Raw genomic sequence first — 15,398 nt, forward strand, 5'->3', positions numbered from 1 at the left:
TTTAGACCTCCTTAAATTTCTTCATGTAGTACCATTCGAGCTTTTGCTTGCGTTCGTGGTAATCAGGAACTGAAAGCAATAAGCCCGTGTCGATACGTTGCAGGATATCAAGTTGCTCACGTTCTTGATTTGTAAGATACGGACGAATACTTGATACATCTAACGGGATTCCATTTTTCAGCTTGTACTCTTTTGCGCTCATACCAGTGACAATCTTATTGAGCATATTTGCTTCGTTACTGTAATGATGTGGACGAGGGTTCTCGTGAATCAATGTGATGTTGTCCGTCAGTATCGGGTACTCTACTCGCAAATCGTCACGAACTTTGATGGTCGCTTCCATCTGGTTAAACAAGTCGATGTAGAACTCTTTAATCCTCATCGCTTTCTTGCCAGTGAATCCCATTACCAAAATCATGAAGCCATCACGAGTCATGAAATAGCATGGACGTTTTTGGTTCTGTGCATCTCGGTATGACCCGGGCTCAAAATTGAGCCGAGCAAATTGACGGCTAACACCCGAGTCAACCGAGATGATGTTTTCGATGGCACGTAGCACGTTCTTGTGTTTCTTCTCGAAATACTGAGCAACATACAAACTGTCGACACGAGCAGTGTCATGAGAGTCGGCAAAAATGCCATACTCGTTTTTAGGGATTAATTCTTTCATTACTAATCCGCCTCCTATTTGTTATTAGGAAGGGCTTCTCTTACCCTCCTAAGTTACAGGCGAACCAAAACGTCAAAAATAAACCCCCTTGACGAAAAAAATTTCAAAATAATTCGCGAAGCCTTTTCTGACTCCACAATTTCAACTAATCTTTCTGGTAAAACATGCACTCGTAACCGTCCGCATTGAGTAATAGCCCATCTGCCCATGAGGGAGCTTGAACCATGATTTTGTTAATCTTCTCAACCGTTGTTGCAGGTTCAACTTCAATAATCACCTCATCATGAACTGAACCAACGATGTCATATTGACGCAGGTTTTCCATCGCAAAGCAAAGAATGTCACGCGCCATAGCTTGCACAATGTTTTCGACAAACTTCGGACCATAGCTTTCAAGCCGTTCCCACTTCTTCGTTGCCCCTACTCCTTCATAAGTGACAGACTCTCCACCAAAGCGATTCTCTCCAATCTGGGGTTTCACGTAAGCAAGCTTTCGACCAGATAAAAGATGGATAAAGAGAAAGCCTGATTTGTATTCAAACTTGATACCGTGTGTTTCCGTCTTTCCACGCTGCTTGACACAGTCTTTTACTGCACGGTCTACGTCCCACCACAGCTTTGTAATTGCTGGATTGGAATCACGCCACGAGGTTACTAGCGGTTGAAGTTCCTCTTCGGTTAGCCCCATATTCAATGCACCCATTGCTTTGAGTGCTCCGACCGAGCCACCGTAGCCTAGAGCCAACTCTGAGATTTTCCCTTTTTGACGGAGGTGTTGATTCACACCATGCTTTTCAACAGGAACACCAAACATCTGACTAGCTGATGCACAGTAAATGTCGCCACCATTCTTGAATACCTCTTGTCGCCATTTCTCACCTGCGAGCCAAGCAATGACTCGTGCCTCAATCGCAGAAAAATCGGATACGATGAACTTCATTCCCTCTCTTGGTATAAAGGCAGTCCGAATCAATTCAGAAAGGACGTTAGGGACACTGTCATATAGCAAGGAAAGAGAATCATAATCACCCTGACGGACAAGGCCACGCGCTTCCTCCAAGTCTGCCATATGGTTTTGAGGGAGGTTTTGTAGTTGAATACCACGGCCTGCAAATCGACCTGTGCGGTTGGCTCCATAAAATTGAAAAAGTCCTCTGGCACGATTATCTGAGCAGGCAAAATTCTGCATCGCCTGATACTTCCTGACTGATGACTTGGCCAGTTGTTGGCGGAGTATCAGCACTTCTTTTAGCAATTCATCATCAGTAGAAGCGAGTAATTCAGCTACTGCAGCCTTACCAAGTGATTCAGCTTCAAGACCATGGTCGTTCAACCAACTACGCATCTGAAGGACACTGTTGGGATTTTCGAGTTCTGTTAACTCCTTCAATTTTTCGTTTATTTCATTCTTCGATAATTCATCCAAACGAACTGCTGCATCCGCCAAGGTCATATCAATTTCGATTCCTCGGTCATTGATTTCTTGATCCAGCCAATATTCCTCCCACGTTTCTTGAGGTACGGGAAAGCTTGATAGTTTCTTCTGTATTGCTAGTTCAACCTCAACGTCACGAATGTTGTAATCCTTAAAGGATGCCCACTTATCTGGTGCATTGTGAGGGTGGTTACGAGTTCGACCACCGTTTGTTTTGGTTGGATTACAAGGCACACAAAAATATCGAATTAAGTCTTTCCCTTCCGACAGTTTTTGCTTATCTAGCCCGAGAACTGCACCAACACCTGCAAGTGATAAAGGCAAGCCTAAAGTAGCTGCCCAAATCATCGTGCACTGCCAAGCTCGTGGACTGAGAAAATCGTCAATCCCCAGAAAACGTGATAGGCACACACGCTCAAAGTTCGCATTGAATGCGTGTTTAATCACTGATTCATCAGATAGTGCTTCAAGGATTTCTTGAGGTATGTGCTCCCCTTGACTAAGGTCAACCACCTCCACAAGACTTCCATCCACGCTGTAAGCGAATAGCATAATTTCAAAGTCTGGACTTTCCGAATATTTGTAGACTCCGCATTTCGAGATATCGACACTCGAATAGGTCTCAAGATCCAATGAAAGATGTTTCAAAATAAATCACTCCAAGCTAAAACAGGCGACAGGAGATAGCCCCCATCGCCCTGAGTTCGTTCCTATGCTAAAAAGTCGTCATCTGCCAAAGTTTCAAAATCATCACTTGCACTTGATTTACCCGCAAGTGGTTCTCCATCTCGAACAAATTGAAGATTTCCAAGACCTGCTGCAATACCTTTATTCCCATTTGAATTAAAGGCATAAAAGTTGATTGACACACGAGCGTAGCATCCGCTATAAACTTGTGATTGGTCGAGAATTGGTTGAACATTTTGATCCACAATTTGAGGTGGGGTAGTCGAGTTAGCATTGATGAAATAGTGCCCTTTGTACGCTTCGTCATCACGTTCAATATCCCCGTCACGAAGGGGCAATTTGATAGCTGCTTTATTTGGTTTCTTGCCCCCAAATTTAGCAAGCCCCTCTTCAATTGCTGCATCAATAGCTTTTTCAATAGCATCGAGTGTTGCTGTATCTGATTTAGGAATCAAGACAGCAGTTGAATATTTTTCTGGACCACCATTAATTGATACTGGAGTCCATCCATGAAAGTATGAGAGACGGGTGTTCTTTGACGTTACAACTTTAGTTTTATTCTTGTTCATTTGTTTTTTCCTCCGTAATATCGTTTAAATTGGCAAACTTGCCATGATAATGAATGGCTGCTACATTGTATGCAACCGCAGCCTGTTCTTCAGTATCGTACCTACCGATGAACTTATTTTTGTTATAGTGGCTAATTTGAGCTTTCCATTTCTTCCGTTTTGGGTCATAAGAAACACCAAGATACCGAGAAGTAGATGGCTTGTTCTTATTCTTGCCACGATTCGCATTATTTTGTTTTCGGGTTACAAACCTTAGATTGCACTTCCTGTTATCAAGCCGATTTCTATTGATATGGTCTACGAACAATCCTGGTGGTGGTGTTCCCATGATATCCCGATGCATCAAAATACAGCTGACCTTGTTTCGTCTAAGTGATAATTCTTTATCGTACCTTCGAGCATAGCCACAATTGTTGATGTTGTAGGTAAATCCTTTCAAACGTTCATAGTCATCGTCATCAACTATAGCGACTGCTCCATGATTAAGTGGAATCTCTTTCATCTAAGTTCACCTCCGAAAAATCATCCGTTGCTGAATCAATATGAACCGCCTGACGTTTGTCAGAATTGGTGACGAGTGTGAGCTTGCCGGGTGGCTTAATGATGTATTCGCTCAATAAATCATCAAACTTAGCTTTCCCAAGTGCTTTCGTCATAGCGGTAACACCAAGTAATTTCTTGTCATAAGGGTCATAACCTGCTTTGATGACGGCTGCCGCTACATCATTTTCATTGGAATACTTCCGAGTTGAGCGACCTTCGACCAACTTATGATTTGCCCACTGCTTGCCACTAAGAGCTAGTTTCAAGGCGTACTCCTTGATATCATTACTCCACGAAACCAGGTCATCGATTTTTGAGAGAATTTCCTCGATTTCTTCATCCTCGAGAAAATCTGGTTTCTTGAACTCGTACTTCGCTAATTCAAGATTCTGTTCAGCTCGAGCACGACAGTTGTTCTTTGCAGGACAGAAGCCACACCATTTGCCACAGTGGAATTCGCCTTCACCCTTAAATGCAAGATTGGCAGCAGGTGCTAGGACTTGTTCCGCCCATTGATACAGTTCTTCTTTAGACAAGGTGTAGGAGCTGACGTTTTCACGTCTCGGCTGGAAGATGGTCATCTGCACTTCTTGAATGTCGTAGATGCCATCAAACAGCTCCAAAGCTCCAAGTGCATAGCACATCATCTGTGGGTTCTGATAAGCATCAACTAAAATTCCTAATCCATACTTCATATCAATGACCGAAAGTGTCCCGTCAGCTATGACTAAGCAGTCACCTGTCCCAAAGCCTTCAGGTACGAACCTAGAAAAGTCGAGTCGCTGTTCTACAATGACAATTGGGTCAGCTGTCGTCTGTCTTGCCTTTGCCACTTCTTCCATAACAAAGGTGGCATAGCTTTCCGAGCACTCCTCCATCTCGTCATCATAAAACTCAAGTGTTGACCTAGGGTCTTCTCCTTCGCCCCCGAGCAACTGGTGCAACTTGTACTCACAGAGAGTATGCGCATCAGTCCCTTGCTGGGCATATGGACTAGACTTGTTTTCAAAGCCTTCTGACAGCCTCACGCTTGGCGGGCAATGAATCCAACGGTTACTGGAAGAGGCTGAAAGGATTGCGTGTTTTGTTGGCATATGGTTATAGCACCTCCGCTTCTGCCATCAAAGCAATGTAGCTCTCAGGCTGAATCTCGCTTAAGCGACTTGCACCAAACTTCTCAATCAGTGTCTTAACATCTGATGACTTACCTTCTTGAGACTTACGAGCAAGCAAGCCTCGAACTTCTTCAAGTGTTGGTTGCTTAACCTCAGGTTCAACTGCTCCTTCTTTTGTTTGTGGCTTTGGTGCCGGTACTTGTTCAGGCTCACCTGACTGCATCGCCTCAACCAGTTCACGCAAACTGTCAGCGAGTGCTTGCACGTCATCTGTTACTTGAAGCAATAACTTCATTCGGCTCATACTATTCCGCCTCCTTCTTCACTTCATGAATTTCGACTGATTCAATGGATTGTCCCGGTGTTAACACGATAATTTCCATGTTCTCACCAAACAACCATTGAACGAACTTCCGTGGCAAATTACGCAAACCACCTTGAAGCACGGTCTCTTTGTTGCCATCTTCATCCGTGACACGAATGCATACACGATGTTTCAATTTCATTTGAGTTCCTCCTCAATTTGATTTTTTGTATGAGGCTTACCCCCCTTACACGTTATAGGCGAACCAAAATCCCCAAAGTAAACCTGTAAGAGAAAATTTTTTTGAAAAAAGTTAGACCTCAATATTTTGATAATTCTGAGGTCTACATCTCACGTCTTTACTTGTTGAACAGATTACGCAAACGAGCGTAGATTTTGTTCAAGCGGTTTTGAACTGCTTGTTTGGTGATTCCAAGTTCAACTGCCACATCAGTTTGTGAAACACCTTCATAGAAAACTTTTTGAATCAACCAACGTTGGTTGTCCGTCAACTTTTCCATCAACTCAAGTAACTCGTCAACACGTGGATCAGTCACTTTCTTTGACTGTTCTTCCAGATAAGCCTTGTACATCAAGTCACTTTTGTCTTCCGCATAGTTAATGGAATCCATTGCATTGAAGGAAAGAAGCTCTACCATCGGAAACTCCTTCATGACCGCATCCTCCACGACATCTTTTGTCGGTCCAATACCGTGATGGTCACGTTTGAACTGTTCGATGAACCTAGGAATCCAAGCACGGATTGCGGCTTTTTCCTTGTTGGTACGAATACCTTGAATTGCCTTTAAATTGCTGTAGACTTCACGGTCATCACGTTGATGCAACTCATAGATATCGAGTTCTGTAATGCCACGTTCCCCAGGTTTCAACTCATCGACCACTTTCCCATTTGCTCCAAAATACTTGTAAGTGCCACGTTCTTTTTGTGGCGTACGCTTTAATTTAGTCATCACTGACCCTCCATTTGTCTGTTCAACAGAACGGAGAGACCAATGCTTGAAGCGGATATACCGATATTTAAGGCACTTAAAAAAGCCACACTGAAATAGACGGTAAGCCCCACAAAATTTGAAAATGAGCGCAATTAGGCATAGTGGTGCCTTTTGCTTATTTCAAAATTCAGTTGGTCTTTCCGTTCTTTCAGCCGGCTATCTTGAACGAATATTGTTTTTAGAAAGCCCTCTAGGAGGATTGAGTTCATTGAGTGAAGGTTAAAATACGTCTATATATCAAATTCTTAAAATCTGATATAATAGTTATTATGAGTTAGTAGGAATTAGGTTTATTTGCCATTCCAATTAACCAACCACTGGAAACAAAAAATGCCTCTAGAAATAACTTTCTAAAGACATCATGAAGTTTCCGATTTTTGAGATAAATAGTTTCCAAGGTTTCCGAGGTTACTAAGGTTATTAATTCAAGGATTTTGCAAGGAGGCAAATCGTTAATGACTAGTAATATACCTAAACTGTGCGGTGGAACGTTTCTGACTTTGCTTCTGCAAGCAGTCAAGCCACATAATAGATCACACGTAACTATAAATGGAGAAAAGGTCAGTTTATCAAACGGCAACGTTTTCCGATCGCTGATTAGAGTCTTCGACCCGACAAGCTACTTGCCTGACGATAAATCGTTCAATACCATGACATCAAAATACAAAAACTGCAATAAGATAGGTGACGTATATTTTCGGTACGATGACCCTGCTATCATTTCATCATTCAATCAAGAAATCCTGACAAACTACCTAGCACCGCTTAACCGCATGAGAGAGTTTGTTGAAACATACATTGATATTGAAACTCCTGCAAAGAGCTCATGGCTAGTTCGCGCCATCCTTGAATTGCTGATGGAGGATTCAAGTGTCTTGGATGATGCTGCTTTCCATATCGGAGAAAATGGTAGCGCTTTAATTAAAAGCCAACTTGGTACAATTACCGATGTTTCAATCGAGTCATTCCTCCTTGGTATTTGGCATTTCATCATCATGAATCGAAATGACAACACGATTGGAAAGGCAACAATTGATAGTTGGCATACACTGCAAGGCGAGCCCAACGCTCAGAAAGAGTTTATAAGCGAAATTGGTAAAACTTTTCGCCCTGAATTAAAGGTATCAAGGCTAATTAATAGTTCATACTCTCAAAAGATTCAGGATGAACCCGAAGTTGAAATTGTCGAGCCTGAAATTTTAGACAACGAAAAATCTGGAAAAACTGAATCAAATGAAGAAACTCGGGCCAATAACACCTATAATCAGACGATGAACGTTTTTAACCAGTTCGGTAGTGGAAGCACTATGGTTAACAATTTTGGGACATTCATTAATAGAAAGTCGAGGGGAGTAGATGAACGATAATCAATTACAAATCAAGGATGATGAAACTCCTATTATTCAGGCTACAAATGCGTTCACTCAATCTGGCCCAGATAGTGTTCAAGTCCTCAATCAAGGAAAGTTCGTGAATAACGAGACGAATCTGATTGTCGCTGGAACGGCCAACGATGCACGGGCACTAAGCAACGTGTTAAATTCAAGAATGAATACACATTATTACAACCTTTTTGTTCTTGATAAGGGCTTTGAATTTACCAGTAATTGTTTTGAACTCAAATACGACCAGTCACTAACATCCTTTACTAGCATTGAGGTTCAACAAACTTTCCTTCCTCTCACCATTGATATTGTTGAACAGATCAAGACGTTTCCTTCAATAATTACGACAGAAAATCTGAGTTTCGGAGAGACCACGGATGACCACTGGGCGAAATATGGTCTGATTACAAAAATTCGAGAATTCGATGGTGGGTATCGTTTCTCTTTTACAGAGTTTGAACATACACCAATACAACAACAATTTCTGAACCATCACCTAGAAGTCCTTGGGATACTCGGAAATGAATACAAGCACGAATTAAACCGAACTCACTGGTCAATCAAGCAAGTGGACTTAATAGCAGAAATGAGAAAGCTAAATAAGGTGCTCGTGTCACTTTAATTCTGGAGGGATAATTTTGACTGACAAGAAAGTAGATAATGAAGAAGTAATTGAGAAATGGGTGAACCTTGAGGACATTGCTGAATATCTCAGTGTCAGCAAGGATACTATTCGAATCTGGCTCCGTGATGGAAAACTACCAATTCACCGGGCCGGCAAACGATATAAATTTAAAATATCAGAAGTTGATGAATGGCTACGAGAAGGTAAAATCGCAGATTGATTGGAGGGATGACATTTGGACGAAAAAATTCTTGGTGAAATTATAGGGTTAAAGCTTAATACGTCAACATATCACAACGTAACTGTTACACCCAGCCTTATTAATTTCTTCTATGGGAAAAATGGAGTGGGTAAATCTACGATTGGTCGTGAAATTAATGCCAATCGAGGTATCACATGGAAAGACGGAAAATCTGAATCTGACTTTTCAGTTTTAGTGTATAACGATGACTTTATCAAACGAAATTTCGCAAATTATGGAGCCGTTTCTGGCATCTTCACAATCGGTGAAGATGATAAAAGTGCAGCGGACAAAATAAAAGAGTTAGAAGATAAAAAGTCAACTCTAGGAGACGAATACCGTTCTGCTAAAAAGTTGCGTGATGAAAAGATTATTGACCAAGAAAAAACGACAACTTCATTCAAAAAATCTGTATTTGATTCTTCAGATAAATTCAGGAACAACTTTCAGGAAGCAATGAAAGGAAAACGTGGGAACGTAGATGTTTTTGTTCCTGAGCTTCTAAAGCAGACTAAGGCTGTGGAACACGATTTTGATGAACTGAAAAATATGTCTGATACAGCTTTCGATAAAACTTCAACGTTTTACCGAAGAATGCAGAGCCTAGATAAAACTCTCCTTGCTCCATCTTCGTTATTTGAGAAATCAATAGTTAGTAGTAGCAATACCAGTTTTGCTCAATTTGTGAAAAAATATCAAACAAGTGACTGGGTTCATCAAGGGCATGAAAAGTTTCCAGAAACTGATGGAAAATGTCCATATTGCCAGCAAGTGCTACCTCCAAGCTTTGAGCAAGACATAAAAAGTGCTTTTGATGAGCAATATCAAATTGATATGGATGCACTTGGTTCTTTCAAAAACAGTTACAGCACGGCTATATCCTCCATCAAAGATACTCTAGAAAAAAATGCTAGTGAAACTCTTTCTAAACTTGATTTGTCAGAATATAATGCTGTTTCAAGTCAACTAATCGCAACATTGAGTGAGAATCAATCAATCATTGACAGGAAAATCAAAGAGCCAGCAACACCCGTAGCGCTCAAAGACGTTGCTTCAATTATCGACCACCTTGATGAAATTATCGCCAACCTTAATGCGGTGATTGACCACAACAATGCAATCGTTAACGAAAAGCCAAAGAAAAAAACAGAATGCATCACGAAAGTCTGGGAACTAATCTACTTCAGCCTAAAGCCTCAAGTTGATGCTTATCAGACAAGTATGACTTCTTTCCAACAAGAGATAACTAAGCTAGAAGAACAAATGAATGATTTGATAGCACGAGGGAATGCGCTAAAGATTGAAATTCAAAAATTGAGCACAAAAAACACTAATACCACCGATAGTGTCAAGGCGATGAATACACTGCTAAAAGACTCGGGATTTCAAGGATTTCGGATCAAAGAAAATAAACAAATCACTAATACGTACAAGATTGTCCGCGAAGATGACTCAATAGCTGAAAATCTGAGCGAGGGGGAACAGAATTTTATTGCCTTCCTGTACTTCTATCATTTGGTTCATGGAAGCAAAACTGAAGATGGAACAAACAAGCCGAAAATTGTAGTCATTGACGATCCAGTCTCGAGTATGGATAGCGGTGCATTATTCATCGTGAGTGCCTTGACGCGAGAAATGATTGAAATCTGTCGGAACAACGCCGCCTCAAATCCTACAAGTGAAAATGATTACATCAAGCAGATTTTTGTACTCACCCACAACAGTTATTTCCATAATGACGTCACTGCGAACATGGTTAAGTATTGGGATTACGTTGCCTTCTTTAAAATCGTGAAAGCAAATAATCATTCAGAAGTAATTCCGTGCATTGAGGATGTTTTGGCATTTGATGGAACAACCCTCCTTCGGAAAAATATCGACCCTGTTCAAAACGGTTACCACGCTTTATGGACTGAACTAAAGGAGGTCAACTCGCCAATTGCAGTGACCCATATCATCCATCAAATTCTGAATCACTACTTCATCCAGATATGTTCTTATAATGGAGGAACTGTGAGAGATAAAATATTGTCTGAGAATATATCCGAATTCATCGAAACAGATGAAAATGGGAATGAGTCTTACAAACCAGACTACTACATCGTTCAAGGGCTGCTTTCGTATCTCGTTGCAACTCAGAAAGATATCATTGATGGGAGTCAGTTCATTGATAATGCTGGGGACCCTAATGCGTGCAAATTAGCATTCAAGAAAATCTTCGACATCATGGGGCAAGACCAGCACTACGCAATGATGATGGGCACTAACTAAAATAAAAAGCCATCAAACCGAAATCGCCTAGCCCACATTTCGTGGACTAGGCGATTTTTAGTATTTATTGCGTATCTCAATGTCAGAAATTGTTCTCTCAACCATATCAACAAAAAATTGTATCGATTCCAAGAATTTTTCTCCTGAATTGTCAGCAATATTAATATAACAACCGGTGATAATCGAAGGGTCGAATATCTCGGGATTTAATACTAGTTCCTCAGGATATTTTCTTGAAAAAGCTGGATATAATAACAATGCCTTTTTGCTATGAAGCAATTTAGCATACATCAAAATTTGATATATATCAGCATTCTTAAATACTCCGTATGCTTTATTCTTAACATCCAAAACCGCGTAAGATGATGGAAGATAATCAAACGCCTCATCTTCCGACTTGAACTTGTAAAGAATATCCGGCAAGTATTCTCGACTGTCTAATCGTGTTCCGTTACTCAAAATATCAGCGTATTTCTTAGAATCCTTCCAAGTCAAGAATTCTCGTGTATTTGGCGTATCCTTCAAAACTTTAGCAACGAAGTCTTCGAATAATCTATCAAAATTGACCATGAAACTCTCTGTACCAACAGAATTTCCCACATCATCATAATCAAGTTCGTCAATTATCATTGCTGCATATAAGAGCGTCTGTCTGTACCTCGATGTATTAGAATTGAAAACTAACGTTTCAAAAACACTACTACCCGACTCAACACTATCAGGAACCCCCTCAAAATACATAAGAAGTCTTGATGAAATACTTGAGTAACTTTTTACATGTCGCAACTTCGAAAGAGCCGTCACTATAAGCCTGTTCTGAAGATTGTCGAGGGATAGCCGTGAAACCTTTGTGTCAATAGGCTTGTTTTTCCCCTTCAGATGATTCATATAAGTTTTTCGATAATTCACAGTCCCTCTTATGCTTCTGCTTGTAATCGCAGTTTTAACATAAGTTTGAATAATCCCTGTTTGGATATTTTTCTGCAAACTATCAAAGAATAATTTTACAACATCTACATCAGTCTGTGACTTCGAAACATCCAAAACCCCAGGACTATCTGATGATTTGTACCCATATACATATAGATACATCCGAAAAATATGTTCAAATCCAATTTCTCTGTACTTGGGTTGCAAATTAATTTTTCTTTTTGGAGTAACTATATATCCAACGTATGACTTGCTTAAAGGTAACAACAAGTTATATTTGTCTTCTGAGCGCCAAACGACTCCATTTTTTCGTGTAAAGCGCTCGAAGAATTCGACTTCACTCTCAAGAATGCTTATTATATTTTGGTCGGCTATATCAAGATATTCTCCCATAGCCATCACCTACATTGAAAATTCAGCAATAAATGCTTCTGCAAACTCATCTACATCTTGTAAAGAATCAGCAAGATTTTCACCAATAATCGCATTAATGGCATTTGAATCATTGAAACTATATTCTTTTAACGTTGGAAGAAGAACAAAGTTAAATTGGTTTTTAAATGAGTCCATCGACCATTTGTTATTAGCCTCTTTACCTGGGATAAAGTATGATTGCCCTAAAAGAAGCTCTGGATCACCTAAAGTTTCCAAAATCCGTTGATTTATAATTTTTAGGACGTTTCCTAAATCTATATCATCCAGTTCAATAGTTTCAGAAAGGAAATCATAATTAGGGTATAGGTTAACGAATCCAAAACGTCTTCGTATTGCTAAATCAAGAAAGGCAATATTCCGGTCACTTGTATTCATTGTTCCGACAATATATAAGTTATCCGGTATTTTTAAACTTGTAACTCCAGCTATTTCCTTTGTCAGTCTAACTGTATAATCCCTATCGAGGGTAAGGATAGTTTCTCCAAAGATTTCAGCAATGTTCCCCCGATTTAACTCATCAATGATGAATAAATATTTGTTTTCCGAATTATTATCAGCCTTAATCTTCTCAATGAATTCCAAGAAGATACCCATTTTAGTTTTTACTTGTGTAGCTCCATCTTTGCTCTCTAGAGTTTCAGAACCAATAAAGTCTTCATAAGAATAATTGGCGTGAAATTGAACTACTTCTGTCCTACCTTTGAACATTGGATCATCTTTCAAAAGGTTTGTGTACCTCGATTTACCAACACCCGGTACTCCTGTTAGAACAATTTGTTTTTTATCCAACAGAGTTGAGATTATATCTTTGTCGCTAGGATTATCTCCGTTTAGAGCCAAGTATTGCTCAGTCACATCTTTTGAAACGAAACTAATTTGCACATCTGAAGAACCTGTCATAGCGGATATATCTGGTAGTTTCGTTGCAGAAAATTCGAATTGTCCTCTTACTTCTTCACCCGTGATTCCATTTATGGCAGGAGTTATTCTGTTGAAAGATAAATCATCATCAAAAAGCCACAAAAAATCTTTCTTCGTGATTCTGAACATCTTTCGAATATGTTTCTCCAACACTTTTGTAAATTGCTTTTCATTAGGAGATGATTCAAATTCAAATTTAGTAAACCGGAAAACCCATGCAGATAGATGTTTTAATGATATCTTATTACCGTGAAGATAGTTTTCTTCCAAAACTTCTTGATAATTTCTTCTTAACTTTAATACGGATTCATTGTCATCATATAAAGGAACAACCAAGTTTTTCTTCTGAATTGTGTCTTTAATCCTACCCACAACGCTTTGATATGCTGTGCCCGGTTGATAAAATGAAATACGTCCAAAATTATTCGGGAAAATTAGACTGTTCTTCTCCGCAACTTCAGTTGAATCGAACAAACCGGCTAACATCCAGATTGACTGAAGATAATCTTTCTTTTGTTGTTCAGATAATTTACTGGTCATAAACGTCACAGGAAACGTCATAGAGATTCCTGCTTGCTTAGCCATTAAATATAAAAATAAATTGTCATCTGTATCGAGGGGTAGCTCTTTAAAATAATTTATCGAATCTACCACATCTTGTTTCGGTATAAAGCACTCCATAGTATCCTCCTCACTAATAACCGGCTTTCGCCAATTGCTCAACTATTGATTTACCAATTACTTCACCAAGTTTTGGTGGCACTGCATTACCAATAACTTTATATTTCGATGAAATAGAATCACCAACAAATTCATAAGTATCTGGGAAAGACTGAATCCTTGCGATTTCACGTACGGAATACCTTCTATCCTCAACTGGATGCAAGATACCACTATTCTCAGGTGTGCCTGCTGCGGTGATTGTCCCATTAATTTCATGTCGAGCAAACCGTCTGTAAAAATTTGGAGAATGATAACGTTTCATATCATCTCGGATTCGTTTCATTCTATCAGGAAGTTCCTCGTAAGGAATATTTTTCCAAGAACCACCTTCAGGAATAAATTTAATCAGATTTTGACTTTGAGGTGATAGCTCCCAGACCTCATCTTGATTTGGTAGCCCATCTACATTTTTTATAGCAGCACCAACTGACAACTTATCATAATTATATGTCGTTGGTTCAGGAAATTGATAGTCAACATTGATATCACTTCTGATACCAACTATAATTACACGATAACGATTTTGAGGCACGCCATAATCACTCGCCTTCAAAAGTTGGTATTTCACCTTATAACCTGGTCCGGTATTTTCAAGAAGATAAACAATTGTATCAATGAGTTTCGAGCCATCTTTATTCTTCATTGATAGTAGTCCACGAACGTTCTCCATTACAACGACCTTTGGATGTTTTACTTCAATCATCTTCAAGACTTCAAGATACAAATTCCCACGGTCATCTTCAGTACCTAATCTATTACCAGCATTAGAAAATGGTTGGCAAGGAAAACCACCAACTACCACATCAGCCTCTGGCAATTCCTCTGGATTAAGCTTTGTAATATCACCTTCGTGAATATCACCAATATTGTGTTTATAGTTTTCAATGGCTGGTTTTAATATGTCATTAGCAAAAACAATATCAAACCCTGCGTTTATCAACCCTAAATCAAGTCCACCTGCTCCGCTAAATAGAGAGATTGTCTTCAAACTGCTTTTTAACTCTGGCACATCAGTTGACTCTTCTATATCGTCAAACAAGCTAATATTTTCTACATACTCCATAACATCCTCAATCCTACAATCTAATGCACTACAAATCCTATCAAGAACATCTAGGCGTACATTTTGATCTTTACTCAATCTTGACAGTGATTGGTTGGTAATTCCGGCCATGTCACGCAACTGAGTCTTGTTTAAACCTTTATCAATTGCTAGTTTCCATAGCTTATTATACGAAAACGGCATTCCTTACCTCCTGTTTTAATAGAAAAAAATTCTACCTACATAGAATATCACAGATTCATGAAAAAATAAACCTCGTCTTTATTGGTTAAGGGGGGGGTCGTGAATGCGTTCTTCTTTTGTCTTTTTAAGAGCACTAAAACCTTATAAAGTCAAGTGTTTCAAGGGGTGTCGCACTATCACAAATTGGGGCTGGAACAGCAAAATAGGGGTGTCGGTTTTCTCAGCTCAAGGGGGGTCGACCCCCTCAGCCAAAAAATCCGACACCCCTTATATGTATTCTGCACC

At 39.7% G+C, this 15,398-nt stretch carries 15 protein-coding genes; 4 read left to right on the plus strand and 11 right to left on the minus strand.

Annotation, left to right across the window (positions count from 1 at the left end; translation table 11 throughout):
* Nucleotide 1 precedes the first annotated feature (1 nt).
* From EP1_RS06990 to EP1_RS07025, 8 genes are all read right to left on the minus strand, one after another.
* Nucleotides 2–670: a Rha family transcriptional regulator gene (locus EP1_RS06990; protein ID WP_067625644.1), complete on the minus strand. Its 669-nt coding sequence runs from the start codon at nucleotides 668–670 to the stop codon at nucleotides 2–4.
* Nucleotides 671–815: 145 nt separating this feature from the next.
* A complete protein-coding gene (locus EP1_RS06995; RefSeq protein ID WP_067625647.1) occupies nucleotides 816–2,753 on the minus strand; it encodes a DNA polymerase in 1,938 nt (645 codons plus the stop codon).
* Between the two features lie 62 nt (nucleotides 2,754–2,815).
* The gene (locus EP1_RS07000; protein ID WP_067625650.1) at nucleotides 2,816–3,361 is read right to left on the minus strand and encodes a DUF2815 family protein; all 546 of its coding nucleotides are present in this window, start codon (nucleotides 3,359–3,361) and stop codon (nucleotides 2,816–2,818) included.
* The gene (locus EP1_RS07005; protein WP_067625652.1) at nucleotides 3,348–3,863 is read right to left on the minus strand and encodes an HNH endonuclease; all 516 of its coding nucleotides are present in this window, start codon (nucleotides 3,861–3,863) and stop codon (nucleotides 3,348–3,350) included. Before EP1_RS07005 ends, EP1_RS07000 begins: the two co-directional genes overlap by 14 nt.
* Nucleotides 3,844–4,998: a DUF2800 domain-containing protein gene (locus tag EP1_RS07010; protein WP_067625656.1), complete on the minus strand. Its 1,155-nt coding sequence runs from the start codon at nucleotides 4,996–4,998 to the stop codon at nucleotides 3,844–3,846. The genes EP1_RS07005 and EP1_RS07010 overlap by 20 nt, the downstream gene beginning before the upstream one ends.
* A gap of 4 nt (nucleotides 4,999–5,002) precedes the next feature.
* On the minus strand, nucleotides 5,003–5,323 hold the full coding sequence (locus EP1_RS07015) for an rRNA biogenesis protein rrp5 (RefSeq protein ID WP_067625659.1): 321 nt from the start codon (nucleotides 5,321–5,323) through the stop codon (nucleotides 5,003–5,005).
* Between the two features lies 1 nt (nucleotide 5,324).
* Nucleotides 5,325–5,525 (minus strand): hypothetical protein, encoded by a 201-nt coding sequence (locus tag EP1_RS07020; protein ID WP_067625662.1) that lies wholly within the window; start codon nucleotides 5,523–5,525, stop codon nucleotides 5,325–5,327.
* A 157-nt stretch (nucleotides 5,526–5,682) separates the two neighbouring features.
* Entirely contained in the window at nucleotides 5,683–6,294 is a 612-nt protein-coding gene (locus tag EP1_RS07025) for an RNA polymerase sigma factor (protein WP_067625665.1), read from the minus strand.
* Between the two features lie 497 nt (nucleotides 6,295–6,791).
* Here EP1_RS07025 and EP1_RS07030 point away from each other — a divergent pair, with 497 nt between their 5' ends.
* Genes EP1_RS07030 through EP1_RS07045 form a run of 4 tightly spaced genes read left to right on the plus strand, consistent with a single transcriptional unit; the run spans nucleotide 6,792 to nucleotide 10,858 of the window.
* Nucleotides 6,792–7,703 carry a hypothetical protein gene (locus tag EP1_RS07030; RefSeq protein WP_067625676.1) on the plus strand — a complete coding sequence of 304 codons (912 nt, stop codon included), beginning with the start codon at nucleotides 6,792–6,794 and terminating at the stop codon, nucleotides 7,701–7,703.
* A complete protein-coding gene (locus tag EP1_RS07035) occupies nucleotides 7,693–8,343 on the plus strand; it encodes a hypothetical protein (protein ID WP_067625678.1) in 651 nt (216 codons plus the stop codon). The genes EP1_RS07030 and EP1_RS07035 overlap by 11 nt, the downstream gene beginning before the upstream one ends.
* A 16-nt stretch (nucleotides 8,344–8,359) precedes the next feature.
* Complete coding sequence (locus EP1_RS07040) at nucleotides 8,360–8,566, plus strand: helix-turn-helix domain-containing protein (RefSeq protein ID WP_067625687.1); 207 nt, start codon at nucleotides 8,360–8,362, stop codon at nucleotides 8,564–8,566.
* Between the two features lie 15 nt (nucleotides 8,567–8,581).
* Nucleotides 8,582–10,858 carry an AAA family ATPase gene (locus EP1_RS07045; RefSeq protein ID WP_067625689.1) on the plus strand — a complete coding sequence of 759 codons (2,277 nt, stop codon included), beginning with the start codon at nucleotides 8,582–8,584 and terminating at the stop codon, nucleotides 10,856–10,858.
* Nucleotides 10,859–10,915: 57 nt separating this feature from the next.
* Here the strand turns inward: EP1_RS07045 and EP1_RS07050 are convergent, their stop codons facing one another.
* Genes EP1_RS07050 through EP1_RS07060 form a run of 3 tightly spaced genes read right to left on the minus strand, consistent with a single transcriptional unit; the run spans nucleotide 10,916 to nucleotide 15,113 of the window.
* Entirely contained in the window at nucleotides 10,916–12,181 is a 1,266-nt protein-coding gene (locus tag EP1_RS07050; protein WP_067625696.1) for a 5-methylcytosine restriction system specificity protein McrC, read from the minus strand.
* Between the two features lie 9 nt (nucleotides 12,182–12,190).
* Nucleotides 12,191–13,825 (minus strand): McrB family protein, encoded by a 1,635-nt coding sequence (locus EP1_RS07055; RefSeq protein ID WP_067625698.1) that lies wholly within the window; start codon nucleotides 13,823–13,825, stop codon nucleotides 12,191–12,193.
* Nucleotides 13,826–13,838: 13 nt separating this feature from the next.
* Nucleotides 13,839–15,113, minus strand: coding sequence for a DNA cytosine methyltransferase (locus EP1_RS07060; protein ID WP_083507512.1), 1,275 nt, complete (start codon nucleotides 15,111–15,113; stop codon nucleotides 13,839–13,841).
* Between the last annotated feature and the right edge of the window lie 285 nt (nucleotides 15,114–15,398).

Origin of the sequence: Enterococcus pseudoavium NBRC 100491, from assembly GCF_001544295.1 — a bacterium.
In the GTDB taxonomy this organism is placed as follows: domain Bacteria; phylum Bacillota; class Bacilli; order Lactobacillales; family Enterococcaceae; genus Enterococcus_A; species Enterococcus_A pseudoavium.